Origin of the sequence: Planococcus antarcticus DSM 14505 (assembly GCF_001687565.2) — a bacterium.
Taxonomy (GTDB): domain Bacteria; phylum Bacillota; class Bacilli; order Bacillales_A; family Planococcaceae; genus Planococcus; species Planococcus antarcticus.
Map to the genome: position 1 here is coordinate 270,662 of NZ_CP016534.2, position 22,509 is coordinate 293,170.

Annotated in this window: 27 protein-coding genes, 1 riboswitch and 1 other annotated feature; of the genes, 17 read left to right on the forward strand and 10 right to left on the reverse strand. The window is 43.3% G+C overall.

What is annotated here, in order from left to right; all coding sequences use genetic code 11:
• Positions 1 to 25: 25 nt before the first annotated feature.
• A riboswitch (PreQ1 riboswitch) is annotated at positions 26 to 73 on the reverse strand.
• Between the two features lie 495 nt (positions 74 to 568).
• From BBH88_RS01470 to BBH88_RS01485, 4 genes are all read left to right on the forward strand, one after another.
• Positions 569 to 1,504: a phosphotransferase family protein gene (locus BBH88_RS01470; protein ID WP_065536259.1), complete on the forward strand. Its 936-nt coding sequence runs from the start codon at positions 569 to 571 to the stop codon at positions 1,502 to 1,504.
• Between the two features lie 93 nt (positions 1,505 to 1,597).
• The gene (locus tag BBH88_RS01475; RefSeq protein WP_006828139.1) at positions 1,598 to 2,125 is read left to right on the forward strand and encodes a TraR/DksA C4-type zinc finger protein; all 528 of its coding nucleotides are present in this window, start codon (positions 1,598 to 1,600) and stop codon (positions 2,123 to 2,125) included.
• A gap of 77 nt (positions 2,126 to 2,202) precedes the next feature.
• A complete protein-coding gene (locus BBH88_RS01480; protein ID WP_040851627.1) occupies positions 2,203 to 2,565 on the forward strand; it encodes a nuclear transport factor 2 family protein in 363 nt (120 codons plus the stop codon).
• Between the two features lie 56 nt (positions 2,566 to 2,621).
• The gene (locus tag BBH88_RS01485) at positions 2,622 to 3,020 is read left to right on the forward strand and encodes a thiol-disulfide oxidoreductase DCC family protein (protein WP_006828141.1); all 399 of its coding nucleotides are present in this window, start codon (positions 2,622 to 2,624) and stop codon (positions 3,018 to 3,020) included.
• Between the two features lie 468 nt (positions 3,021 to 3,488).
• On the opposite strand, the gene BBH88_RS01490 is transcribed toward BBH88_RS01485, so the two are convergent.
• Positions 3,489 to 4,682, reverse strand: a complete 1,194-nt coding sequence (locus BBH88_RS01490) for a DUF3238 domain-containing protein (RefSeq protein WP_006828142.1) — start codon at positions 4,680 to 4,682, stop codon at positions 3,489 to 3,491.
• 326 nt (positions 4,683 to 5,008) lie between these two features.
• Between BBH88_RS01490 and BBH88_RS01495 the strand changes: the two genes are divergently transcribed.
• On the forward strand, positions 5,009 to 5,884 hold the full coding sequence (locus BBH88_RS01495; RefSeq protein WP_065536258.1) for an STAS domain-containing protein: 876 nt from the start codon (positions 5,009 to 5,011) through the stop codon (positions 5,882 to 5,884).
• Between the two features lie 156 nt (positions 5,885 to 6,040).
• Here BBH88_RS01495 and BBH88_RS01500 read toward each other — a convergent pair whose 3' ends face one another.
• Positions 6,041 to 6,541 carry a metallophosphoesterase family protein gene (locus BBH88_RS01500; protein ID WP_006828144.1) on the reverse strand — a complete coding sequence of 167 codons (501 nt, stop codon included), beginning with the start codon at positions 6,539 to 6,541 and terminating at the stop codon, positions 6,041 to 6,043.
• A 151-nt stretch (positions 6,542 to 6,692) separates the two neighbouring features.
• Between BBH88_RS01500 and BBH88_RS01505 the strand changes: the two genes are divergently transcribed.
• From BBH88_RS01505 to BBH88_RS01525, 5 genes are all read left to right on the forward strand, one after another.
• Positions 6,693 to 6,977, forward strand: a complete 285-nt coding sequence (locus BBH88_RS01505) for a hypothetical protein (protein WP_006828145.1) — start codon at positions 6,693 to 6,695, stop codon at positions 6,975 to 6,977.
• 75 nt (positions 6,978 to 7,052) lie between these two features.
• Complete coding sequence (locus BBH88_RS01510) at positions 7,053 to 7,583, forward strand: dihydrofolate reductase family protein (RefSeq protein ID WP_006828146.1); 531 nt, start codon at positions 7,053 to 7,055, stop codon at positions 7,581 to 7,583.
• A 276-nt stretch (positions 7,584 to 7,859) separates the two neighbouring features.
• Positions 7,860 to 8,483, forward strand: coding sequence for a cell wall hydrolase (locus tag BBH88_RS01515; RefSeq protein ID WP_065536257.1), 624 nt, complete (start codon positions 7,860 to 7,862; stop codon positions 8,481 to 8,483).
• 104 nt (positions 8,484 to 8,587) lie between these two features.
• Complete coding sequence (locus BBH88_RS01520; protein WP_006828148.1) at positions 8,588 to 8,935, forward strand: ASCH domain-containing protein; 348 nt, start codon at positions 8,588 to 8,590, stop codon at positions 8,933 to 8,935.
• Between the two features lie 7 nt (positions 8,936 to 8,942).
• A complete protein-coding gene (locus tag BBH88_RS01525; protein WP_006828149.1) occupies positions 8,943 to 9,374 on the forward strand; it encodes a hypothetical protein in 432 nt (143 codons plus the stop codon).
• A gap of 116 nt (positions 9,375 to 9,490) precedes the next feature.
• Here the strand turns inward: BBH88_RS01525 and BBH88_RS01530 are convergent, their stop codons facing one another.
• The 3 genes from BBH88_RS01530 to BBH88_RS01540 are packed head-to-tail and all read right to left on the reverse strand — an operon-like array spanning position 9,491 to position 12,492.
• Positions 9,491 to 10,300: a carbohydrate ABC transporter permease gene (locus tag BBH88_RS01530; RefSeq protein WP_006828150.1), complete on the reverse strand. Its 810-nt coding sequence runs from the start codon at positions 10,298 to 10,300 to the stop codon at positions 9,491 to 9,493.
• Between the two features lie 52 nt (positions 10,301 to 10,352).
• On the reverse strand, positions 10,353 to 11,228 hold the full coding sequence (locus tag BBH88_RS01535; RefSeq protein ID WP_006828151.1) for a carbohydrate ABC transporter permease: 876 nt from the start codon (positions 11,226 to 11,228) through the stop codon (positions 10,353 to 10,355).
• 4 nt (positions 11,229 to 11,232) lie between these two features.
• A complete protein-coding gene (locus tag BBH88_RS01540; RefSeq protein WP_006828152.1) occupies positions 11,233 to 12,492 on the reverse strand; it encodes an ABC transporter substrate-binding protein in 1,260 nt (419 codons plus the stop codon).
• Positions 12,493 to 12,705: 213 nt separating this feature from the next.
• Positions 12,706 to 12,917, forward strand: a binding site (T-box leader).
• Between the two features lie 114 nt (positions 12,918 to 13,031).
• On the opposite strand from BBH88_RS01540, the gene trpE reads away from it, so the two are divergent.
• On the forward strand, positions 13,032 to 14,384 hold the full coding sequence (gene trpE / locus BBH88_RS01545; RefSeq protein WP_065536256.1) for an anthranilate synthase component I: 1,353 nt from the start codon (positions 13,032 to 13,034) through the stop codon (positions 14,382 to 14,384).
• The gene (locus BBH88_RS01550) at positions 14,381 to 14,974 is read left to right on the forward strand and encodes an anthranilate synthase component II (RefSeq protein WP_006828154.1); all 594 of its coding nucleotides are present in this window, start codon (positions 14,381 to 14,383) and stop codon (positions 14,972 to 14,974) included. Before trpE ends, BBH88_RS01550 begins: the two co-directional genes overlap by 4 nt.
• Before the next feature lie 112 nt (positions 14,975 to 15,086).
• Here the strand turns inward: BBH88_RS01550 and BBH88_RS01555 are convergent, their stop codons facing one another.
• Positions 15,087 to 15,941, reverse strand: coding sequence for a dimethylarginine dimethylaminohydrolase family protein (locus BBH88_RS01555; RefSeq protein ID WP_065536255.1), 855 nt, complete (start codon positions 15,939 to 15,941; stop codon positions 15,087 to 15,089).
• Positions 15,942 to 16,089: 148 nt separating this feature from the next.
• On the opposite strand from BBH88_RS01555, the gene BBH88_RS01560 reads away from it, so the two are divergent.
• The gene (locus BBH88_RS01560; RefSeq protein ID WP_006828156.1) at positions 16,090 to 16,512 is read left to right on the forward strand and encodes a GNAT family N-acetyltransferase; all 423 of its coding nucleotides are present in this window, start codon (positions 16,090 to 16,092) and stop codon (positions 16,510 to 16,512) included.
• A gap of 428 nt (positions 16,513 to 16,940) precedes the next feature.
• Here BBH88_RS01560 and BBH88_RS01565 read toward each other — a convergent pair whose 3' ends face one another.
• On the reverse strand, positions 16,941 to 17,324 hold the full coding sequence (locus BBH88_RS01565; RefSeq protein ID WP_006828157.1) for a nucleotide excision repair endonuclease: 384 nt from the start codon (positions 17,322 to 17,324) through the stop codon (positions 16,941 to 16,943).
• Between the two features lie 94 nt (positions 17,325 to 17,418).
• Entirely contained in the window at positions 17,419 to 18,066 is a 648-nt protein-coding gene (locus BBH88_RS01570; RefSeq protein ID WP_006828158.1) for an SDR family oxidoreductase, read from the reverse strand.
• A 132-nt stretch (positions 18,067 to 18,198) separates the two neighbouring features.
• On the opposite strand from BBH88_RS01570, the gene BBH88_RS01575 reads away from it, so the two are divergent.
• Positions 18,199 to 18,480 carry a DUF6509 family protein gene (locus BBH88_RS01575; RefSeq protein ID WP_006828159.1) on the forward strand — a complete coding sequence of 94 codons (282 nt, stop codon included), beginning with the start codon at positions 18,199 to 18,201 and terminating at the stop codon, positions 18,478 to 18,480.
• 45 nt (positions 18,481 to 18,525) lie between these two features.
• On the opposite strand, the gene BBH88_RS01580 is transcribed toward BBH88_RS01575, so the two are convergent.
• Positions 18,526 to 19,260 (reverse strand): SurA N-terminal domain-containing protein, encoded by a 735-nt coding sequence (locus BBH88_RS01580; protein WP_065536254.1) that lies wholly within the window; start codon positions 19,258 to 19,260, stop codon positions 18,526 to 18,528.
• Between the two features lie 306 nt (positions 19,261 to 19,566).
• Between BBH88_RS01580 and hisC the strand changes: the two genes are divergently transcribed.
• Entirely contained in the window at positions 19,567 to 20,676 is a 1,110-nt protein-coding gene (gene hisC, locus BBH88_RS01585; RefSeq protein ID WP_065536253.1) for a histidinol-phosphate transaminase, read from the forward strand.
• A gap of 133 nt (positions 20,677 to 20,809) precedes the next feature.
• Here hisC and BBH88_RS01590 read toward each other — a convergent pair whose 3' ends face one another.
• Positions 20,810 to 21,529, reverse strand: coding sequence for a YwaF family protein (locus BBH88_RS01590; protein ID WP_006828162.1), 720 nt, complete (start codon positions 21,527 to 21,529; stop codon positions 20,810 to 20,812).
• 171 nt (positions 21,530 to 21,700) lie between these two features.
• On the opposite strand from BBH88_RS01590, the gene BBH88_RS01595 reads away from it, so the two are divergent.
• Positions 21,701 to 22,000, forward strand: a complete 300-nt coding sequence (locus BBH88_RS01595; protein WP_006828163.1) for a hypothetical protein — start codon at positions 21,701 to 21,703, stop codon at positions 21,998 to 22,000.
• A gap of 257 nt (positions 22,001 to 22,257) precedes the next feature.
• A complete protein-coding gene (locus tag BBH88_RS19525; protein WP_006828164.1) occupies positions 22,258 to 22,458 on the forward strand; it encodes a hypothetical protein in 201 nt (66 codons plus the stop codon).
• Positions 22,459 to 22,509: the final 51 nt, after the last annotated feature.

The following is a 22,509-nucleotide window of genomic DNA, read 5'->3' on the forward strand; positions in this document are numbered from 1 at the left end:
GCATGTGGATTTGGCTGAATTTCGACAATCCATAGTTTTTTATAGAGGGTGAAATGCTATGAACCTCTCCCGTTGCCGGGTTATTTATTTTTTCCTTATCTATCGTATAAGACTTGCTATTCGTTGTCAATCAGTCACTTTTTGCGAAATAACAGCAAGGAGGCATAGGCAAAGGTGAGGCGGTACACAATCATTGCAAGATTGAGCACATCAGTACACAAATTGAAAAGCTGCATAAGTTGAACTAGTGATTCCAGTATGTTGATATTCCGCAAACTAGCTCCAGTTTCGGGCCCACAGGACGTGGGTTCAAAGTATCCGGCTGGAGCGACTTCGTTTGCCCACCCTCATTGAGCTGAAAAAGCTATTTCTTTAGTTCAACTTGTATAGAAACCGTGTATTTTTCACCAAAGGTCTAATTTTTTTGTTTGGAGGTCTGTTGAAGTAGAACTCTTAAGAGAAGAACAATTTCTGTTTTTCAGCTTATTTGCCTCATTCCTAAATTATGGAATCCTTATTTGTTCATGGTACACTAGAGCTAAAAGGTAGTCAGAAAGGAGCGGCAAGGATGGCTAGAAACGAAGGGTCCGGATTGCAGGCGCAATCTGTGGAATGGGTAAAAACACAACTTGGAGATACAGCAGAGATAACAAGCGTCAAGCCGCTGGAAGGCGGGACTTCTTCCACTTTGTTTGAGCTGGCTGTTCAAGAAAATGGAAGCGCATACTCTTACGTTCTTCGGCTTTTTCATAAAGCGGATTGGCTGGAGAAAGAACCTGATTTAGCAAAGCATGAAGCAGATAGTCTGCAATTGGCTGAACAGGCTGGTCTTCTGGCCCCTCATTTAATTGCATACGATGAGACAGGTGACAGGAGCGGAATGCCTGCAGTTTTGATGACTAAAATGTCTGGATCTGTAGTGCTTCAACCGGTCAATGACGACAATTGGCTGGAGGGCTTGGCTGCAGCTTTAGCTAGACTCCATCAAACCGAACCAGCAGACTTTCCATACGAGTACTTTTCCTACAATGATGCGTTTTTGTTGGGAAAGCCAAAATGGTCTAAAGTGCAAAATGACTGGATGCGCGCTTTTTATATTGTAGCGGGAAGCCGTCCAGACGCTCGGGAATGTTTTATTCACCGGGATTTTCATCCAGCTAATGTGCTGTTTGAAAATGGCGAAATCAGCGCTATTGTAGACTGGGTGAATGCTTGTCGGGGGCCTGCAGGAATCGATGTCGGGCATTGCCGAGTCAATTTAGCTCAGCTTTACGGAATTTCTGTCGCCAACGATTTTTTAGCGGCTTATCAGCGACATGCGGGTAGTTCGTTCATTTACGATCCGTATTGGGATCTTGTTTCGCTGACGGATACGCTTGATGGTTCGCCTGTTGTTTATCCAGGGTGGAAAGTCTTTGGCATGACAGGGTTGTCCGATGAGTTGGTGCGTCACCGATTGGACGATTATTTACTGAGCCTACTGGACCGATTCGACGATTTTTAAACGACGGAACGCAGCGTTCAGTATACCACAGGTTTGATTTCCTCGATAAAGGCAATATAAAGAACAAGTGAGTTTTTTTGAGGAGGAAATCAGATGAAAGATGAACAATTGAAACAGCTAAAAAAACAACTGGAAGAACAAGTAGAATCGTTGGAAGTGCGTGTTGAACACACAGAAGAGGTCGAGTCTACCGAGCTTTCAAATTACGATAACCATCCCGCTGACAATGCCACTGATTTATATGATCAGGAGCGCGGCATGGCAATGACTCAGTTTAAAGAAGAGGAACTGGAAGAGGCAAAAGCCGCTTTGGCAGCAATTGAAGAAGGGACATACGGTACATGTTCAGTTTGCGGAAAAGATATTCCGTTTGAACGTTTAGAAGCATTGCCAACAGCGTTGACATGCATCGATCACGCTGATCAAAACCCTGATCTTGAAAGCCGGCCACCGGAAGAAGATGTGCTGCGGGCTTCTACAGCGCAGCCGGTTGAGAAGGAAGACAATGCCATCAGGGATTACCAAGACAGCTTCGGGGATGTGGAAGATTTTGGGTCATCCGATACTCCGCAAGATCAGCCGAATGAAGATTCCCAGAATTTCTTTAAAGATGATAAATAAGTTTTGATTCTCCTCCTGCCTCCGGGCTAGGGGGACATTTCGTATTTCCCGGGAAATAACAAAAGAGGAGAATGGGCATGGATATACTAACTAAAGAGATCTATGACTTGGAATGCAGTCATCTCCAGCCGGAGGTCAGGGTCTCGATGGAAAAGCTGGACGAAGTGCTCGACGATGAGTTTTTTGAATTTGGAAGCTCTGGTGGAGTCATCAAGCGATCGCATTATAATGAAGACCATATTTTGAATCCGGACCCAATGAAAATAAAGCATTTTGCCTTGCATGAGCTAGGACCAGCCGCTGTCTTAACCACGTACCTACTCCATAACGTGAAGACGGGAAAACTGACAAACCGCAGTTCTGTCTGGAAAAAACGTCAGAATGGGTGGAAACTTTTTTTCCATCAAGGGACAGTTTCAACTGAAGAGGTGTTTCAATAAAGACAAAAGAGGATACTTACATAACAGAACTATTTTTTTCGAAGGAGGAAACCATTATGGAACATGCTATCGTATTATTCGATGGGGATTGTAATTTTTGCGATTCAAGCGTCCAGTTTATCATAAATCATGATCCGGCCGGCTATTATCAATTTGCTTCATTGCAAAGTGAGATTGGTCAGGAACTTTCAAGAAAATATAAGGTACCGGAAGACGTTGATAGTTTAGTGCTGATAAAGGATGGACAAGCATATGTGAAGTCTGAAGGTGCTTTGATGATTTCAAATCACTTAACGGGTCTTTGGAAACTGGCGTATTATTTAAAGCCGTTTCCCCGAGCAGTTCGAGATGGTGCATACGATATAGTGGCTAAAAATCGTTACAAAGTGTTTGGCAAACTGGACAGTTGCATGCTGCCGCCGCCTCACATACGCAAGCGATTTTTAGATAAATAAGAAAAGCGCAAGCGCCCATGTAGCTCTGACAGGCATAAGACGATCTGGCGAAGTGGTGTACTTTGCCACACAGCCAGAGTGGCTTATGACCCGAAGAGCTGGGCGCTGGAGTCTGGACAAAGAAAAGCGCAAGCGCCCATGTAGCTCTGACAGGCATAAGACGATCTGGCGAAGTGGTGTACTTTGCCACACAGCCAGAGTGGCTTATGACCCGAAGAGCTGGGCGCTGGAGTCTGGACAAAGAAAAGCGCAAGCGCCCATGTAGCTCTGACAGGCATAAGACGATCTGGCGAAGTGGTGTACTTTGCCACACAGCCAGAGTGGCTTATGACCCGAAGAGCTGGGCGCTGGAGTCTGGACAAAGAATGAAGAAATAAAAAAATATCCCTTTTCTCACCACCAAAAAAGCCCGAATCTGGAATTGCTCCGGTTCGGGATTTCTTGATGGATAAGTAAAATCAAAGAATATCAGTAGAAATTGGATATGCGCCAATACTGGCTGGCAAGCGGGCCTGCCATATAAGCCAGTCCTTCACTTTCGGTCTGATGAATTTCCATCCATTCTCCATTATCGCCAAAATCCAAGTATACTTCATGATTTGGAGATTGGTCATGCATCCCAATAATGTCATAACTGCCGTCCCGATAAAAGGCGGCTGACACCTTATAATCGATATTCGGTGAGGTAGTAATTGGATTTCCGACACCGTGTGTTAGAGTGATGGAAACTTTATGGCCTGTTTCCTCAATTTTTTCCAATTCGATTCCTTCAGCAGAAGCGACATCTGCTTTACTGAATTTTTTTCGCCAGTTATAGCCGATGGTTGGACCAACGTCCTTATCATAAGAAAATAATGACTTCTCTTCTTTTAAGTCGACAGTGAAATTGACTCGTGTCCGGTAATGCAGCGATTCGGGATCAAATTCTCTGCCGTCACCCTGAAAATAAGGGAAAGGCGATAGTAGATTCGGATTTTTCAATATCAATTCAGGTAAGAAGGTTTGGTAGCGGAAATGCCAAACTGGGTATATTTTTGGCTTTTCCACATCAGACAGCAGGGAATCCAAGGAAGCCAATTTTTTGGTCAACCAAAACTCTTCCATTGCCGCTTTTTGCTTCGAAGAGTTCCAACTCAATGATCCAAAAATCTTAGCAAACGTGAAATTTTCTTCGCTGAAACGTTCTTCAGACTTTGCTATCGGACGTTTTCCACGAATCCAGTAGGTGAATTCTTGGTCCATTGGAACTTGCCGGTCAGTGTATTGGTTGCTGTCAACCGTCTCAATCAGTTGGCTATTTCGATAAACATCGAATTTGGTGATGCCTTCAATTTCTCCCCAGGCCAAAGATATTCGTTCTTCTGAAACGATGGCGGTTAAAACAATTTCTTCCAAGCGATTGATACTATCCGGTTTGCGGTTTTCCGTTCCGGTATGGAGCTTGATCTTATCTGTCCAATTTCCGGAAGCATCCAGCCTTTCAAGGGTATACGTATACAACTCGCCTTTCTTCAAACCCTCATCTTTGAACAGATTCTGAGTGCCGGTATAAACCATGTGCTCGTCCCGTTTTACTCGGCAGACATCTTCTGTGGCTGTCCATCTAAAATAAATCATTGTATCAGATTGTTCTAATACAAGAATATCCAGTTCATTTACCATTTTGCCACCTCCACATGCTATTGTTATTCATATACCCTTTTAAAAACAAAGATGAACCTTTTCTGGAAAAGAGCGAAATATTATGTAAATTGAATGCAACGTAAGAGATTTCAATTGTATAATTAAGGTAAGAGTATAGATATATTTTGTTTTATTTATTTTATATTATGAATGAAAGGAAAGAATCGACTTTTACATACTCCACATCAAATTACTGTCACTGATGGAAACAGCGAAATAGAGACGTTTTTTCTTCTCAATTTTGAACTTCTAAAATTTATCATAGAAAGCAGATCAAATAGAGAGTGGATAAAGGGGATGGGAAAATGACAGTGGAAAACACTCAAAATGCAAGGGATTTCAAGAACTTCGATGAAGCTGCCGCATACATTTTGCAACTGCTGAGCAAACAAATTGGAATCAATTCCTTGTTTATCGCTAAAAATGATAGTCAAATAAATCAGATTGTTAAAGTGCACAACGCCAATAAAGAGTTGGTTAAAGAAGGCAGTTCGATGCCACTTTCTCAATCTTTCTGCAGCTTGAGCATCAATCACGGCCCTACGGCATTGGTCATAGAAGATGTTTCGGAAAATGAGTTGACCCGTTCAATGAAGATTGCCGCGAATTACAGACATGGCACATTTGTTGGAGTTCCGGTTTATTACAATGACGGGGCTATCTATGGCACTATTTGTGGATTGGATGACCAATACTACGGGCTTACCAAAGAACAGCTTTCTACTTTTGAAATGATGTCGACCTTGTTGACCTACGTTTTGGAACTTGAAAAAGCAAATGAACAAATCCAAACATTGACTGCACCAATCGTTCCAGTAACAAAAGGTGTAGCTATCGTACCGGTGATTGGAGAGATTACGGCTCCGCGCGCTCAGGTCATTATCGATCATGTGCTTGAGAAATGCAGTAAAGAGCCGATGGAATACTTAATTATTGACGTATCTGGAGTTTTACAAATCAACTCTGTCGTTGGGGAATACTTGCTGAAGCTCGTGAATATTCTTAAAGTAATCGGAGTAACGCCAGTCATTACAGGAATTCAACCCTTCATGGCATTGAAAGTCCCTCATTTTGCCGATGCATTGAAAGATGTGTTGATTGAAGCCAACTTGGAGTCGGCATTAAAGCAACTTGGGTTTGTACTGATAAAAGAATGCAAAGAAAAATCAGACCCTCTTTGAGTTAGGTCTGATTTTTCTTTGTAGCATTGCTTGAATACGATTGGTTAATGGTTCAAGGATTTTTAGAGAAGAGAACGGAAATCAGTTGCAACGAGCAATTTTTTCCTTCTTAGTGATCTTGCAAAACAGGTTGTTCGTTGACTGTCCATCTTTTAGCTAACCTTCTCTATCAAAAAATACATGCTTCAATTCCCAGGAATCACCGATTTCCAGTAAGCCAAAGGAAAATTGGGCTTGTCGGCGCTTATCAGTAGGGGAACCGGGGTTGAACAATGTCACTCCGTCCACTTCGCGCATTAAGGGTGTGTGGGAATGGCCAAAAATGATAATATCAACATCGTCATTAGTGAAGGTGTCATAAGCCTGCTTTTCAGTAGGTTTCCGGTCGCTGTCACCATGAACCACACCAACTTTTAAATCTCCGAAAGTGAAAATCTTTTTCCGGCCGAACTTTTCGAGAATATCCCGAGGATCAACATTGCCAGTTACGCCGTCGATTTCTGCATATGCCGCCAGCTCATGGTAGACATCCAGTGTCTGCCAGTCGCCTGCGTGAATGATGAAATCAGCTTCTTGGCATGCCTCCAGTAGTTGCTGAGGCAATTTCTTGGCGCGGAATGGAATATGTGTGTCTGAAACAATAACAATCTTCTTCACTTGAACGCCTCCCGTCAATTTCTTTCTTTTACTTTACCAAATAAACACTGCGCCGTCGAAACTCGGCCTTCTGCCAGACACCGATGATTAATTTTCAGCAAAAAGGGAGTTGAAGAGAATAGAAATGATGAAGATAACCGGAGGGATACCAATGAAAAAGAATATAACGAAAAATTTTATTTATACGGGCACATTAATGGCCAGCAGCATTCTGTTATTGACTGTTTATAAAAAGAATCGGGCTAAGAAAATTTGGGTTTACGAAGACAATGATATGAGAAATAGTGTGACCGTGGATCATGAAGAAAGCGTCAATGCTGATCTGGACGAAGCGGAAATTGGGTTGACTCAATTGGATTCTGCCTATCGCTCTGAATGGCAGGCAAATGGATTTCCTCAAACACATAAAGCGATTGCAGAGTTAGAAAATAAATGAGAAGGTGGTCTCAGTTTTATGCTGAGGCCATTTTTAATGAAATTCAGCGAAAATCCTTTAAGGAGGAAGACGACTGTGGAGGCTGAGAGGAAAATTATATGTTACATTGCGGCTAGTTTGGACGGGTATATTGCAACGGAAGACGATTCTCTTGAATGGCTGTTCGAAGTGGAAGGAGAAAGCGACGCTGGCTATGCTGAGTTCTTAAAAACAATTGATGTGGTAGTCATGGGACGCAGAACCTACGACTGGGTAATGGAAGCTGAAAACGGCAAATTTCCTCATCAGGATATGACCCGTTATGTTTTTACTTCTTCAGGTGTTGAAGAGAATGAGTTTGTCAAGTTCATGGATCAAGACATTGCCAGTTTCGCGAAAGCGCTGAAGGCTAACCCAGGAAAAGACATTTGGGTGATTGGCGGCAGCAACTTGCTACATGGTTTCGTAAAAGAAAATTTGATTGATGAATGGATCATTTCTATTGCTCCCGTGTTAATCGGTAAAGGGATTCCATTGTTTCAAGAACTTGATTTTAAAACGCATTTAAAACTCAATTCGGTGAAATCGTATGGGCAATTTGCACAGCTTCATTACGAAAGAAAATGATCACCCTTATATTCAGGCTGTCGAGCAATGCTTGGCGGCTTTTTAACTGTTGATTAGAGTATAAAAAATTCTGTTTTCTTTCTTTTTTATGAGTGGAAATGCCCAATTTTTTCAATGAAAAGATCCGCTTTTTTGACTGTAAGACAACAAAATATTACTTTTGGTCATTTTATCATCAGAATTTAAGTAGTACGAGGGATTGAATTCTTGCAATTCCAATTATATACTATTAAAAAGAATCTTTTGTTGATTCTTGGAATAGAAGGGAGAGAAAGCATGAAGAAGTTAAAATTATTGATATTCGCTTTATTTACAGTTCTATTCTTAAGTTTTTCTCAAACCACCGCAGATGCACACTCTCCAGACTTACATGAAGGTGTTTCTGGACAAGATGTGGTCGAACTCCAGTCAACTTTGAAAAAATTGGGTTACTTCCATACCACAGCTACAGGTTATTATGGCTTTATAACAAAAAATGCAGTCATCCAGTTCCAACGTGACTTTAATGTGCCGGCTACAGGCTTTACCGGTCCATTGACGCGGGCAAAACTTACGGAACTAGACATCATGGCGCGCGTGGTAAACGGCGAGGCACGTGGAGAAAGCTATACAGGACAAGTAGCGGTAGCAGCTGTCATCTTGAATCGCATGGACTCGTCAGCATTTCCCAACAGTACATACAATGTTGTTTTCCAGCGGAATGCGTTTACCGCCATAAATGATGGACAGTACGGATTTAAGCCGAATGCTTCAGCGTACCAGGCAGTGAAGGCTGCTGTTAAAGGTTCAGATCCATCACTCGGTGCAACTTATTACTATAATCCTAGCGGTGTGACAGATACATGGATTTTCTCACGTACGACCATCACTAAAATTGGTAAACATGTGTTTGCAAAATAATTTCGAGAATCGCCTTGACAAAATCAAGGCGATTTTTTTGGGTATGAATCAAAGAAGAGAAAAGCTTATACTGTAGTAGGAGAATGATGAGAGGTGGAATAGAAATGTCTGAAAAAAATGAACAAGAATTGCCGCCAAAAACTTGTACAATCGAAAAGCTTGTAACCAATAAGCGAGATGTGGAAAAAGTTCTGGCCGGCATGAAATCAGCAACGCGAAGAAATGGACGTTATGCAGATGTAGGCGAGATCATGGTGCTGGATGATCAGAGATTTATTGTGGAGCAGGTATATCAGCAAACACTGGGTGAGTTGACGGACGAAATAGTCGCACGAGAAGGATATACGACCGTTGAGGAATACAAGCAATCTATATTGTCTTCGCATCCCGGGATGCCTTGGTTGCCAGAGATGACTGTTTGGGTCCATGAATTTCAATTTGCTGCTGAGTAATTAAACAATGTACACAATCATTCTATACGCTCATATGTTAAGTGCGGTTTTATCCATAGGTCCATTTTTTGTACTACTTCCTTTAGTCAAGAGGATGGAAACCGCCTTTGGTGACGTTCTTGGCTCACATATCATAACCTTTAAATCGGCTACACGTCTTGTTAAACATGCGGGTCATGTGCTCGTGACGACAGGCGTACTTTTGATTTGGCAAGGACCATGGGACTGGGGAACTCCATGGATTTTAGGCACGCTGGCTATCATGGTCGCGTCCGTTTTTTTCCTGGCGCGCGCATTCACGCCGACTCTTCGCAAGTTCGGAGACGAAAAATTCAACCACTTGCAGTTAGTTAAGAAGTTAAATCGCTCACTATGGATTTATATTTTCTTATTATTGCTGATGCTATGGTTCATGGTTGATAAGCCGGTGTTTTGGTAGCCAAGCAAAGCGTCAATGGAGCCTGGCTATGAGAAGAAGACTATAACTTTATAGGTCCTTGAAAATAACCAAAAAGGACGACACCGCTCATTGCAGAGCAGCGTCGTCCTTTTTTATTAGCCTTTTACTGCCCCCGCCGTCATGCCAGCAACAAAATAGCGCTGCAGGAAAATATAAGCGATAACCATGGGTGCTGAAGCAATGATGACGCCTGTGAATAGCATAGGGTAGTTGGTTGAGTATTCGCCCTGGAACTCGAGCAAAGCGAGCGGCAGGGTCTTGTAGGCGTTGTCCGTGATAAATAGCAAAGGATACAGCAAGTCGTTCCAATGCATCACAAACAGGAAAATAGCAGTAGCTGACAAGGATGGCAGTGATAATGGGATAGCCACTTTGGTGTAAATTTTCCAATTCCCAGCTCCATCTATTGTCGAAGCTTCAAACAATTCTTTCGGTAAGGTTTTCATGAATCCGGTCAAGATAAAGACCGCTATAGGCATTGTGGTGGAGATATTGACAAGAATCAATCCCACCAAGCTGTTGGTCAGGTTGAGGTCGAGCATGAGCGAGTAGAGCGGAATCATACTGACTTGTGCCGGAACCATCATGCCGAGTGTAAACAAGATAAATAAGAAATTACCGATCCAATTGTTAAGCCGGATAATGCCATAGGCGATTAGCGAAGCAAAGAACAGCGTTAAAGACACGGAAAACAAAGTGACAATCGTACTGTTCATGAAATAGCCGGCCATCGTCTGTTCCTGAAAGATGGCTGTATAATTTTCAAACTGGAGCCCGGCCTCCGGCAAGCCGAGTGGGTTTCTAAACGTCTCCTGAATTGTTTTCATGGAAGTCAGAACCACAATCAGCAAAGGGATTAAAATCAACAATGCATAGATGACAAGAGAAAACCTTCGGAAGAACAAGCTGTTGCCCTCCTTTCTTAAAGCTTGAGAAATTATGTTTTTTTCGCTTTTCTTAATAAGAAATTCGATCGGAACGCAGGGCTTTAAACTGCAGGAAGGTAATGGTGGCGATAATAATCATGAAAATAACCGAAATAGCACTTGCGTAGCCAAATTGATAGCTTCTGAAGGCAATATCAAAAATATAAGTTGCTACAATTTCGGTTGAATTATTTGGCCCTCCTCCTGTCATTGCAAAGACCAAGTCAAATGCTTTGAACGACTGGATAGTGGTATAGGCAATGACGATCGTTGCTGAAGGTGCCAACAAAGGCCATGTTACGTTGCGGAACGTCTGCCATTTGGTGGCGCCTTCTATTTTCGCTACTTCATAAAGCTCATCTGGAATCGACTGCAATCCTGCTACGAAAATGATGAGCATCTGTCCGGCGTGGAACCAGATTTGCGTCACAGCCAGAGAATAGATAGCAATATCAGCGTTGCCGAGCCAGTTTTGAGCTAGGGATCCAAGTCCGACCAGCTCCAATGTCTGGTTCAAGATGCCAAGTGAAGGGTCGTAAATGAACGACCAGATAAAAGCTACTGAAACAGAAGACAAGATAGTCGGGAAAAAATAAAGCGCCCGCAGAAAGATGGTGGTTTTTGTGTTTTTCAGAACAACCAAGGCGAAAGCCAAGGCAACGAATGTTTGGAAGACAACGACAACAAGCATAAATTTCAGGTTATTGCCAATGGTCTTTCGAAAAATCGTATCTCCTGTAAAGGCGCGTTCGTAATTGTCGATTCCAACAAACTGAAAGCTTGAGCTAAGGCCATCCCAATCCGTAAACGAGTAAAACAGGGCGCTGACTGTCGGATAAATAAAGAATATTGCATAAAGTAAGAGCCCGGGTAAAAAGAATAAGTAGATGGATTTAGAAATTTTCATCTCGTTATTCCCGGTTTTCGTCGACGAGCTGCTGCGCTTCTTCAGCAGCCGTCATTGGATCTGCGCCGCCTAGTACGTTTTCGATGGAGCTTAAGACAGCAGCTTCAATTTGAGCATTGGTGATCAGGAAACGCGGCTGGAACCGAGTTTTTCTTTCATCGATCCAATAAGCTGTGTTCTGCAATACTTCTGATTCGTATTCGACATCATTAACTGTCAAATGCTGACCGGTTTCATTGGCATAGTGGGAAGCAATTTCAGGTTGGCTCAGGAATGTGATAAATTCTTTTGCCTGTTCTTTTTTCTCAGACTGGCTGTTGACAGCAAGCATGAAAGTAGCTGTATTGATGCCTTCATATACGGCTTCGCTTTCTTCAACTGTGATCGGTGCCATCAAATCCAGTTCAAGATCTGGGTTCAAATCCAACAAGGCAGACATATGATAAGAACCTGTTGCGAGCATGGCGGCTTCTTCATTGGCCACCATCGCCATAGCAGAATCCTGGGAAGTACCCAATGAGTCGGCTTGGATATAGCCTTTTTCTTCAAGCAGCTGGAAATCTTCCAAAGTCTTGACCCACCATTCATTGGTCAGAGATTCTTCTCCATTTTGAAGCTTTTCAAAAACATCTTCATCGGGTGCATTGTTCATCATCATGCTGTTCATGAATTGATTAGGGCCGATGTCTGCACCAGGGAAGGCGATCGGCGTAATGCCATTTTCAAGGAGTGTGTCAGCCACTGCCTGAAACTCCGTCCAGCTCTTCGGTACTTCCAGGCCAAGTTCATCAAACATGCCTTTATTGTAAACGGGCATATTGAAGACCAGTTGATAAGGAAGTGCAAGTTGAGCCTCGTCTTTTTGTCCGACACTGATTAGTTCTTCATCGAAATTGGAAACGAAATCCTCACCGTTCAAATCTTCAAATAATCCGGCGCTGGCAATGGCTTCGAATTGTGCTCCCGGGAAGGATGTGAAGACGTCACCCGTTGAACCGTCCTGGAGCAAGCGTTGGCCGGTAGCTTGGTATTGCTCGGACGGATAAATAGTCATTTCCACCGAAATATCGGGATTTTTATCTTCAAACTGCGTAATGATATCATCCAATACAGCTTTGTCTTCGCCTCTCCAGTGGATAAAGCTGATCTGGGTACTGTCTTCTGCGCCTTCAGTGCTTGTATCGCTTGTGCTTTCACCAGCACAACCGCTAAGCAGCAATCCTAAGGCTAAAACACCCAGTGGCAAAAATGAATAATTCTTCATCATCTTTCTCCTCCCTCTATTTCAAAAGTAAAAATGCTTACTTTATTTATACCTTAATCTACTCAGTAAATACAGAATTATCTAAATAAGGTGTGTTTAAGTTGACAAATGAGCCTGAATTGAATACGATGGGCACAACCTTTTATGTACGGATTGCGGTTGAAGGGGTCGGAAGCGACACCGCCGAATTCCAGTTGAGCATAGCAGAGCAGAGCTAAATCGATGAGTAAGAAGAGTAGCGCAGATCAACCTCTCAAAGAGAGTCAGTGGCAGGTGGGAACTGGCGGGGTGTCTGAGTGAATGGGCTTATGAGTGATTCTTTGAACAAGTCAGTAGAAGAATCCGTTTCCCCACGTTATCAGGGATCAAGTGAAAGCTTTGTCGGCTTTAACATGAGGTGGTACCGCGGTCATTCCGTCCTCTGCAAGGAACAGTTCTGTTCCTGCAGGGGGCTTTTTTTATTTTTTAGCAAGAAAGCAGAACCAAAGGCGCGTCGCTTAGCAGTACGTGCGCCCTTTAGGAAATGGAGATGAGTCGAGATGAGTATGGAAATGAAGACGAGAAAAATTGATGGAGATTCTTTGACGCCGATTGCGGTGTTTAACCGATTAGCAGGAGAACGCAAATGCCTGCTTGAAAGTTCATTGAAAACAAGTGTCACAGGCCGTTATTCCTTTATTGGAGCAAACCCATCCATCGGCTATATCGGTAACGGTCAGCGGTTGCGGGAAATCGATTTTCGGACAGGTATTGAACAAGTTCATGACGGCAAACCTTTGGAACTAATTAAAAGGTTAATGCCCCGTTATGATGCGGAAGTGGAAGGCCTTCCTTTTACAGGGGGTGCCCTCGGCTATATCGGCTATGATGCCATTCAGGTTTACGAGCCAATTAAAAAACCGAAAGAAGATAGCTTGCAGATGCCCGATATTCATCTGCAGATCTATGAAACCATCGTGGTATTCGACCATGTAAAAAATGATGTGACGATTTTGACGTTTGAAGACAAGCTCGATGAAATTGAACAGCAATTGGCCGTTCCGGAAAAAACAGCTATTGCAACAGATCAGGATTCTCTACAATTCGATTCCAAAACTAGCGATGCCTTTTTCCGTAAACAGGTAGAGCAGGCAAAAGATCATATTCGTAAAGGGGATGTCTTCCAATTGGTGCTGTCTCAGCGCCTGTCTGCGAGTTATAAAGGGGATGCTTTTGCGCTGTACCGGAAATTGCGCAAGCAAAATCCGTCTCCCTATCAATTCTTCATCGATTTTGACGGCTATGCTGTTGTAGGAGCTTCACCTGAAAGTCTGCTGACGATTCGGGACAGCCACATGGTGACCAACCCAATCGCTGGGACCCGTAAACGCGGCAAAACTGTAGATGAAGATAACCGTTTGGCAGAAGAGTTGGCTGGCGATGAAAAAGAGCAGGCGGAACACAAAATGCTGGTAGATCTCAGTCGCAACGACGTAGGGCGGGTGGCGCAGATTGGGACTGTTGAAGTGCCGAAATACATGGTCATCGAGAAATACCAGCACGTTATGCACTTGGTATCGGAAGTGACAGGGGAGCTCGATAAAAAAATGCACCCATTAGATGCTTTGGTATCCTGTCTGCCCGCGGGTACGGTCTCTGGTGCTCCAAAAGTGCGAGCCATGCAATTGATACAGGAATTTGAAGAAGAGCGCAGAGGAGTCTATGGAGGAGCTATTGGCTACTTAGGATTCAACGGCAATCTCGACGTCGCACTGGCAATCCGCACCTTTGTGGTTAAAGATGAAATGGTCCATGTCCAAGCGGGGGCAGGCATCGTCTTTGACTCGGATCCACAGGCGGAATATGAAGAAACGCTGCATAAAGCTCGCTCACTTACGGAGGTGTTTGGATGATCCTGTTAATCGATCATTACGATTCGTTTACTTATAACATTTATCAGGCAGTTGCTGCTATGGGCGTTGAAGTTGAAGTGGTCCGTTACGGCGTTTTAACAGTCGATGAAATCAAAGCGAAAAACCCACAAGCCATTATCCTTTCACCTGGACCTGGCCATCCACTGGAATTGCCCGAATCGATGGAGCTGATCCAGCAACTGCACCGCTCCATTCCAATTCTAGGCATTTGTCTGGGACAGCAGTTAATTGGAGCGGCGTTTGGCGGCAAAGTCATCCAAGCTCCCGTTATCCGACACGGAAAAGTGTCGCAAGTGTCACATAATTATCAGGGATTGTTTAAAAACATGCCGTTGCCCTTGCCGGTTATGCGCTATCATTCGCTTGTGTTGGAACCGGAAACGTTGGCAGGATGTCTAGAGGTCCAGTCGCGGGCGCTCGATGATGAGACGATCATGGCCGTGAAACATCGAGAATATCCAGTTTATGGAATCCAATTCCACCCTGAATCGATTGGGACACCAGATGGAGTGGAACTGATGAAAGAATTTATTGTGCTAGTAAATCAGGAAGCAGCAAGCCAACGATAAAGCACACAGAAAATCCCAAGCCTTAAGGCTTGGGATTTTACTATTGATTTGAGAACTATGACTTGTGGTGTCGAGCTCCTAAGTCGGCCGCCGATAGCATGAGTAAGTTCGCTCATACCCGAATTAATGGCATGGTACAGCAGCGGAAAGCCCCGCCGGACTTGATGATTTCAGAATAGTCGACTTCGATGACATGGAAGCCGCGCGCCGTCAACTGCTTATTGACCTGCTGGTTCTGCGGTTGGCTAAACACTTTCCGGTCACCAATGGATAACACATTGGCACCAAGCGCGAATTGCTCTTTTTCGTTGACACGGATCAAGGTATAACGTTCAGCCAGCATCTGAACAGTAGCCATGTCGAATGCTTCCGGAAAAACTAGCGCTTCGGTTGGCGACAGGATATTGAAAACACAGTCAAGATGCAGGTATTTTTCATTAAAAGAAATCGGCATGACTTCAAAATCCGGGAGTTCGAGTTGCAGATCACGAATGGCTTTTTTGGAAGTTCGGCTGCTAATGCCGACAAAGACAGTATCGCGGTCGATGATGACATCACCGCCTTCGATGCGATGGCCCGTCAAATGCTTGAAGTTGACATCGTGTACATCCATCCACTTCCGAAGCTCCTGTTCTTCTCCTTGACGAATTTCAGAAGCCATTTCGCCGATAAAGACCGTCTCCCCAATGGTGAATCCGATATCGCGCGTGAAAACTTGTTCGGGATATTCGTCAGAGGGCTCGATTAAATCGGTTTGCACACCTTGATCTATCAATGCCTGGACAAATTCATTGTGCTGATGGAGCGCTTTGGGCACATCGATGTTTTCATCTTTATATCTTTTTTGGATATCATTGATGACATCTTTTATTTCCATATAGCGTGGGTGGCAAAGCAGAACGCGCCGGAGCGGATCGTATTCGCTTTGGCAGCTGGCGGATAGACTTTCTTTTATATATGATGACATATGGTTTCCTCCAAAAAACTTAGTTATTAATTTACTATTCCTTTTGGATGGGAAATTAAAACATCGAGGTAGAAGAAGGTGCACAAAAGAAGCAAATGGTGAGAAGATGGGAAAAGGCAGTTAAATCAGTTAACAGGAGGCTATACTAATGAAAATCACTAAACAAGAAGTGGCGGAGGATCGCGACTTTATCCGGAAAAAGGTCATCGAACACAATGTTGCCAGTTTACCCGGAGAAGTAAAATCTAAATTCGAACAAATGAGCTTTATCGTCCGTAATGAAGCGGGGGAAATCATAGGAGGATTAACGACCACGGGTTTTTGGCGGCAGCTTCATATCGATTTTCTTTGGGTGGATCCGACAGCCAGAGGCCAAGGCATTGCGGAAAAGCTGATGGTTCAAACAGAAGCTTACGCACGTACTGAAAACTACCGACTGATGATAGTTGACAGCTTTAGTTTTCAAGCTCCGGAATTCTATAAAAAGCAGGGCTTCTCGGAATTCGGCTTAATTAATAATCACCCTGAAGGCCATAGCCATCATTATTTCGAAAAATGGCTAACAGAGTAAGTGTATGTAGGTTGAACTGAAGAAGCGGCATGTCAGAAAATGCTTAGTGCCCAAAGGATGTGGGTCATGTAACTGGCACCGTGATAGGATGTCGCTTCACTACTCCAGTAGCACATTTTTGTATTTCTCCGTCTTTCGCTCTTTCTTCTCAGCATCTTTTAGTAACAAATCATCAAGATAGGGGGCGAACTAGCGGAGACTCTCGCAAAATAGCGAAGTGTCGAAATCCACTCGGGCGTAAAGCCCGAGTGGATTTTGGGTCAAGCTCTTGGCAGCTAGTCGCGCGACGTCCTGTCGCACTACCTGCATGACCCACATCCTGTGGGCCCGAAAGTACAGCTGGTTTGTGGAATATTCATAGGCTGAAATCACTCGTTCAACTTATCTAGAACAATAAAAAAACGGAGAGCCAAAGGGCCTCCGTTTTTTTATTGTTGTTCCTGATAAAATACTTTATCAACATTGTATTTGGCTTTTTGTGTGTTAATCAAATACGTTTCGTAAATATCGCGTTCCATCGGATCTTCGATGATGGAAACCGTAATGCGGTATACTTCTTCGCGATGGTTTTTCAACGGAGATACCGAATCCTCGAAATGCTTTTTCACACGCTGACGAAGTTTACGGGCTTTTCCAACAAACAATAGCTCGCCGCTATGGTTGAAGAATTGAATGATACCGCCTTTATCGCGTGGAATATCGTGCAAATCGATAAAGCCGAATAACGGTTTAATGACGGCTTCGTCACCTGTAATTTCCTGTTTGCGCTGTGTAATCGTCACATCCGCTTTGGGTGGTTGAATATTAATCATGCTTATCACGTCCTCTGGTTATCGTATTGTCTATTTTAACACAAAAAAGAGCGGAAATCCATCCGCTCTTTTTTGCTTGCTATTCCAGTCTTTTCTATAAGGAATTCAATTGTTCACTGGCCGGCTGATCGCCTTGTAGCACTTCGAATACTTTGTTGTAAGTATTGTTGCGGTCAAGCACGTCAACTAGGACATGTGCTACATCTGCTCTTGGAATGGATCTTCCTTCCAATGAGGAGAAGCCTTTTAGAGATACTTCAATTTTCTCGGACTTGTCTTCGTCTGACAGCGCTCCGGGGCGGACAATTGTATAATCCAAATTGGTTGCCTGAAGCAATTCATCTGCTGTGCGTTTGGCTACAAGATAAGGCTTCATCGCTTCGCCGCCGGCATCAGGGTCATTTGATCCCACCGATCCCAATTGTACAAAGCGTTTGACGCCTTTTTCCTGCGCGTATTGAGCCGCTTTGACTGAGCCCCATAAATCGATGGTTAAAGTCTTGTCAGCTCCTGTTGAAGGTCCAGAGCCTGCAGCGAAAATGACAGCGTCTACGCCTTCGAAGGCATCGCTGAAATCTTTTTCAAGGTCTGCCAGTACTACTTTGGAAGCTCCAAGTTCTTTCATCTTATCTACCTGTTCTTGTTTGCGGACCATGGCAGTTGCTTCATGGTTTGATGCTGCTAATTCTTTGACAACGTTGCGACCGACTTGACCGTTTGCTCCAATAACTAATACGTTCATTCGATATCCACTCCTTTAATTGTCTTCACCCTGCCTGTATTCCCTTTTAATATCGCATTAAACGTTTTATTTCTCCGTTCAACTGTCCAAAAAGGTGCAGACAAGCTAGAATAGAAGAACGGAGGTGTTACAATGCAAATTACAGATTATGTGTTTCACAAAATTAACGATCCTACGGGCATTATGGTAGGCGATCGTTACGAGTTTTTGTTAAATGTTGAAGTTGATGAAGATGACGAACTGTATACTGAAAGCGGCTTGGAACTGCGCGTTATTATTGCTGCAGAAGAAACCGGAGCCCGCATAGCGCATTACAACTTTATCGACAAGCAAACAAGAGGCGCACTTGAATTTGGACTTGAAGATGAGGAAGAAGAAGAAATCCTTGCTTATTGTTCAGAAAAACTAGCCTAACTAAAAAAAACATCCTGCTCAATTGTATGAGCAGGATGTTTTTGGTTAAATCTTGACTTCAACTTCAGCTGATTCTTTCAGCTTTTCGATGCGAGTGAATACCGCATCCTGTGTTTTTTGCTGCTCGAGTGACTGACGAATAGTCGGCTCCATTTCTTCAAAGGCAGGAGCTTCTTTTTCAGAAGTTTCAACAAAGCCTTCGTAAGCTTCTTTTACTTCTTCATCGGTCACTCTATCGGCTTTTATTTCTTCTGCAACATACTCTTCATATACTAGTTGCTCTCGGAGCTGTACTTCCGTATCCTCCAGTATAAATCCGGTTTCCTTTAATGCTTCGTCTATTCCTTCTGCCGTCTCAAACTGGCCTTTCAATTCTTCCAAGCGTTCTTTGACCGTGTCTTCGTTGGCCACGTAGCCCTTTTGCTCTGCATCATTCAAGATCACTTTATTGCCCACCAACACGGACATTGCTTGCTCTTTCACCATCTCGGCAGTTTCATCCGATGTTGCATGTCCTTGAGCAGCCAATGTAGTTTCCAGCTGCCGTGCTACGCTATTGTAGACATTTCCTGAAATTTCTTCTCCGTCCACAACGACTACCACTTCTTCTTGAGCAGGCAATTCCAGGGAGGATTCCGCAGGGGCTGTCTCACCGGCAACTTCCTCGGTCGTTTCGGGTTCTGTAGTTTCTTCAGGTGTTGTGTCTTCATTATCAGAGCATGCGCCTAGCGTCAGTAATAGAAGAAAAGGGGTGAATGCGAATTTCATTTTTTTGATCATTGTAAAACTTCTTTTTAGCTCTGTCTGCTTAACAGTAAAGCATATTTTATTGTCCGTCACAAATAGTTGGCTAAGTATGTTCAACTAATGCCGCAATTCTGTATAATAATGAGAGGAAGAAATTTGTGCTGAATAGCAGGTGTACAAATTGATAGAGGAAGATTATCGCTACTGTTTCTGTTCGGCCGATTCTAGAAGAGCTCGCACTACTTTGATAGCTTTTTCGGTTGATTTGCCCGCTAAGGCTGATATGATTATAAGAACACAAAGAATGGTACAACACTTACATCTTTTGGGGGAATTTCAATGACAAGCTCAAGCAATATTAAAGCGCGCAAAACATTAGACAAAATTCAGCCTTATTCTCCCGGAAAACCAATTTGGGAAGTACAGAAAGAATTGGGATTGGACCGTGTCATTAAACTGGCCTCCAATGAAAATCCATTGGGGCCGTCCCCTAAAGCCTTAGTTGCTATCCAAAATGGGTTAGCGGAATTGAACCGCTATCCGGATGCAGATGCCAGCGCATTGAAAAAAGCAATTGCTAAGGAATTTCATGTGAACCCGCAGCAGGTCATTCCAACAAATGGAGCGGACGAACTGATCACACTGATTTCTGAAGCTTTTCTTGAAGAAGGAGACGAAGTGATTGTACCGTCTCCATCGTTCAGCGAATACGATTTTGGCGCACATATTATGGGGGCAACGGTGGTCCCAGTAAAATTCTCAGAAGGCTTCGAATTCAATGTGGATGCGATGATTGCCGCTGTTACGGATAAAACCAAAATTATTTATATCTGTACACCGAATAATCCGACAGGTACGTATATGACCAAATCGGATTTGGATAAATTAGTGAAAGCAATTGATGATGTATTAGTAGTTATCGATGCTGCTTACGATCATTTTGCAGACGCGACCGATTATACCAATGGCATCGAATACATCAACGCAGGGTATCCAGTTCTGACGCTGGAGACTTTCTCGAAAATTTACGGCATTGCCGGAGTACGTGTTGGTTTTGGTATCGCCTCTGAGTCGATTATTCAATCGATCTTAAAAGTAAAAGAGCCATTCAACGTTAATACTTTAGCACAAATTGCAGCAACAGCAGCTATTGAAGATGCTGAGCACGTAAAGACTTCGCAGGAAACCAATAAAGCCGGCCGTAAACAATTATACAAGGCCTTTGATGAACTGGGATTAGCGTACATCGAAAGCATGGCCAACTTCGTATTAGTGCAAATAGGTGAAGATGGTGAAAAGCTGTACACGGAGCTAATGGCGAAAGGTGTAATTGTCCGTCACGGGAAAATTTGGGGGTTACCTGATTATGTGCGGGTTTCTGTCGGAACACCGGAGGAAAATCAATTCTTCATTGATGCCTTAACTGGATTATTGGTCAAACAAGCTTGAAAGAGAGGCTCCTAGACTCAGGAGCCTCTCTTTTTATTGCCCAATGGCACATCACTGAAACCATTGTTTAGCAAAGGAAAGAAACGGAAACTTTGGAGAAACGACAAGATTACTTTGAGATTGAATAACCATGCTAAGGGCTTTTAAAGAACTTTCGGAACAGCAGATATTGACCTAAAAACAACAACAAGGCTGTCAGACAAAGGTTGATGTAATACCAAATGCCATCACCAAAGAAATCCAGCGGGGAAGTGGTTGTCGGACGCTGCATCAAATAAAGATAATTGGAGTCAATTGATGGGTTGACCCAGAAGCCGATAAGCGCTGCATAAGCAAGCAACAGCGTATAGACGGAAAAAACGGAGCGCAAAGTAATGGCGTCAGGTCGGCATAATGCCAAAAATAAGCAGGCCCAAGGAATTGCTGTATGGTGCACAAAGAATTTCCAGAAACGGAAATGTTGATAGTCAAATGGCAGTTCTGGAGTAATCAAAGCCAAGATAGCAGGCACAATGCCGATGTAAAAAGAAAGTTGAATCCATAGGGGACGCATGGTTAGCAGACCGATCATGGCAGCAATAGAAGCCACTCCGCATAAGTGAAGAGGCATCCGTCCACTGAAACTCCATACCCCATTTGTAATGGCCCAGTAATGATAGGAAAATTCCGAAATGAAAAGAATAGACAGTAGCGACCAGCGCAGCCATTGAAATAGTTGCTTCTTTTCTCTCAATCGCTCTTTCGCAGAGACGAGTACAATAATTCCCGCACCAGCAATGACCAATGCCAGCATGTGGTTCAAGGAAAAGGGATTGAAAGAATGGGTGGATGTCGCAGCAAACCAAGTTTCCATAAGAGCCCTCCTGGATGAATAATATATTGTGAGAATAGTTTAACACGCACTGAGTCAACCAGTCTATTTACCCGAAATTAACTTTTGGACCTTGGAATAAACGGATGTTTTGCTTAAAACCCTTCCTATACGATAAACTTCTAGAAAAGGAACTATAGGAGGAATGCCGGCTTGGACCAACTAAATTTATTGTCGTCCATTACTTACATCGACACAGAGCGCTCCATCGAGGCTGGCGAAATGAAAATCGTCGAAACCGAATGCAATATTCAATTGTTCACAGATACATTGGTGACTTCTGCAACAAAGTTTCACGTAGAGAATATATGGGATATCTCTTATAAATCATTTTCGTCTGAAGCCAGCTTGCTTTATCTTCATACACATCGCGGCGTCTTGACCTATAAAATCTATACAGACCCTGATAAATTTGTAGAAACGTTTAAAAAGCTGAAAAACGAGAATTACTAAAGAAGGTGGGTTTTTCCTGTCTTCTTTTTCGATTCTGTAGAGTTGCAGAAAAAACACGTCAACAAGATAGAGGAAAGGAAAAGCGGCAATGGAGGACAATCTCAAAATTGCAGATCAATGGACAAGTAAAGTAAACGACAAGGATGTTAAAGCGGTGTTGGAAGTAATCAGATCTTCATATTGAATTGGTTGGTCCAAGAGGTGTGGCAGGAGGCCATGATATTCTTCAGAAATGGATCGAGGAGTCGGTCGTTCACATGGATACGCAAAGCTACTATGCTAAAGGTGACGAAGTGATTTGCGTGCAGAAAGCAACTTGGCAAAACCAAAGTGGCCATGTGACGATTTATACCTTTATGGATATCAGAAGTGGAAAAGTCCATCGCTTAGGCAGATTTGATACCTTGGACGAAGCTTTCAGGCAATGTCAATTGAGTGAAGAAGACAAAGTTAGATAAAGAGAAAATTCGATTTTAGAAAAGAATAGAGCACATATAAACAAACCAAGC

Excerpts from the sequence above, each read along its gene's own strand:
- BBH88_RS01525 (WP_006828149.1), top strand. The coding sequence starts at position 8,943 with ATGTACACAATCATTCTATACGCTCATATGTTAAGTGCGGTTTTATCC.
- BBH88_RS01555 (WP_065536255.1), bottom strand. The coding sequence starts at position 15,941 with ATGTCATCATATATAAAAGAAAGTCTATCCGCCAGCTGCCAAAGCGAA.
- BBH88_RS01490 (WP_006828142.1), bottom strand. The coding sequence starts at position 4,682 with ATGGTAAATGAACTGGATATTCTTGTATTAGAACAATCTGATACAATG.
- BBH88_RS01575 (WP_006828159.1), top strand. The coding sequence starts at position 18,199 with ATGCAAATTACAGATTATGTGTTTCACAAAATTAACGATCCTACGGGC.
- BBH88_RS01480 (WP_040851627.1), top strand. The coding sequence starts at position 2,203 with ATGGATATACTAACTAAAGAGATCTATGACTTGGAATGCAGTCATCTC.
- BBH88_RS01495 (WP_065536258.1), top strand. The coding sequence starts at position 5,009 with ATGACAGTGGAAAACACTCAAAATGCAAGGGATTTCAAGAACTTCGAT.
- BBH88_RS01485 (WP_006828141.1), top strand. The coding sequence starts at position 2,622 with ATGGAACATGCTATCGTATTATTCGATGGGGATTGTAATTTTTGCGAT.
- BBH88_RS01515 (WP_065536257.1), top strand. The coding sequence starts at position 7,860 with ATGAAGAAGTTAAAATTATTGATATTCGCTTTATTTACAGTTCTATTC.
- BBH88_RS01505 (WP_006828145.1), top strand. The coding sequence starts at position 6,693 with ATGAAAAAGAATATAACGAAAAATTTTATTTATACGGGCACATTAATG.
- BBH88_RS01470 (WP_065536259.1), top strand. The coding sequence starts at position 569 with ATGGCTAGAAACGAAGGGTCCGGATTGCAGGCGCAATCTGTGGAATGG.
- BBH88_RS01475 (WP_006828139.1), top strand. The coding sequence starts at position 1,598 with ATGAAAGATGAACAATTGAAACAGCTAAAAAAACAACTGGAAGAACAA.
- BBH88_RS01570 (WP_006828158.1), bottom strand. The coding sequence starts at position 18,066 with ATGAACGTATTAGTTATTGGAGCAAACGGTCAAGTCGGTCGCAACGTT.
- BBH88_RS01590 (WP_006828162.1), bottom strand. The coding sequence starts at position 21,529 with ATGGAAACTTGGTTTGCTGCGACATCCACCCATTCTTTCAATCCCTTT.
- BBH88_RS01535 (WP_006828151.1), bottom strand. The coding sequence starts at position 11,228 with ATGAAAATTTCTAAATCCATCTACTTATTCTTTTTACCCGGGCTCTTA.
- trpE (WP_065536256.1), top strand. The coding sequence starts at position 13,032 with ATGAGTATGGAAATGAAGACGAGAAAAATTGATGGAGATTCTTTGACG.
- BBH88_RS01520 (WP_006828148.1), top strand. The coding sequence starts at position 8,588 with ATGTCTGAAAAAAATGAACAAGAATTGCCGCCAAAAACTTGTACAATC.
- BBH88_RS19525 (WP_006828164.1), top strand. The coding sequence starts at position 22,258 with ATGGATACGCAAAGCTACTATGCTAAAGGTGACGAAGTGATTTGCGTG.
- hisC (WP_065536253.1), top strand. The coding sequence starts at position 19,567 with ATGACAAGCTCAAGCAATATTAAAGCGCGCAAAACATTAGACAAAATT.
- BBH88_RS01540 (WP_006828152.1), bottom strand. The coding sequence starts at position 12,492 with ATGAAGAATTATTCATTTTTGCCACTGGGTGTTTTAGCCTTAGGATTG.
- BBH88_RS01580 (WP_065536254.1), bottom strand. The coding sequence starts at position 19,260 with ATGATCAAAAAAATGAAATTCGCATTCACCCCTTTTCTTCTATTACTG.
- BBH88_RS01560 (WP_006828156.1), top strand. The coding sequence starts at position 16,090 with ATGAAAATCACTAAACAAGAAGTGGCGGAGGATCGCGACTTTATCCGG.
- BBH88_RS01565 (WP_006828157.1), bottom strand. The coding sequence starts at position 17,324 with ATGATTAATATTCAACCACCCAAAGCGGATGTGACGATTACACAGCGC.
- BBH88_RS01550 (WP_006828154.1), top strand. The coding sequence starts at position 14,381 with ATGATCCTGTTAATCGATCATTACGATTCGTTTACTTATAACATTTAT.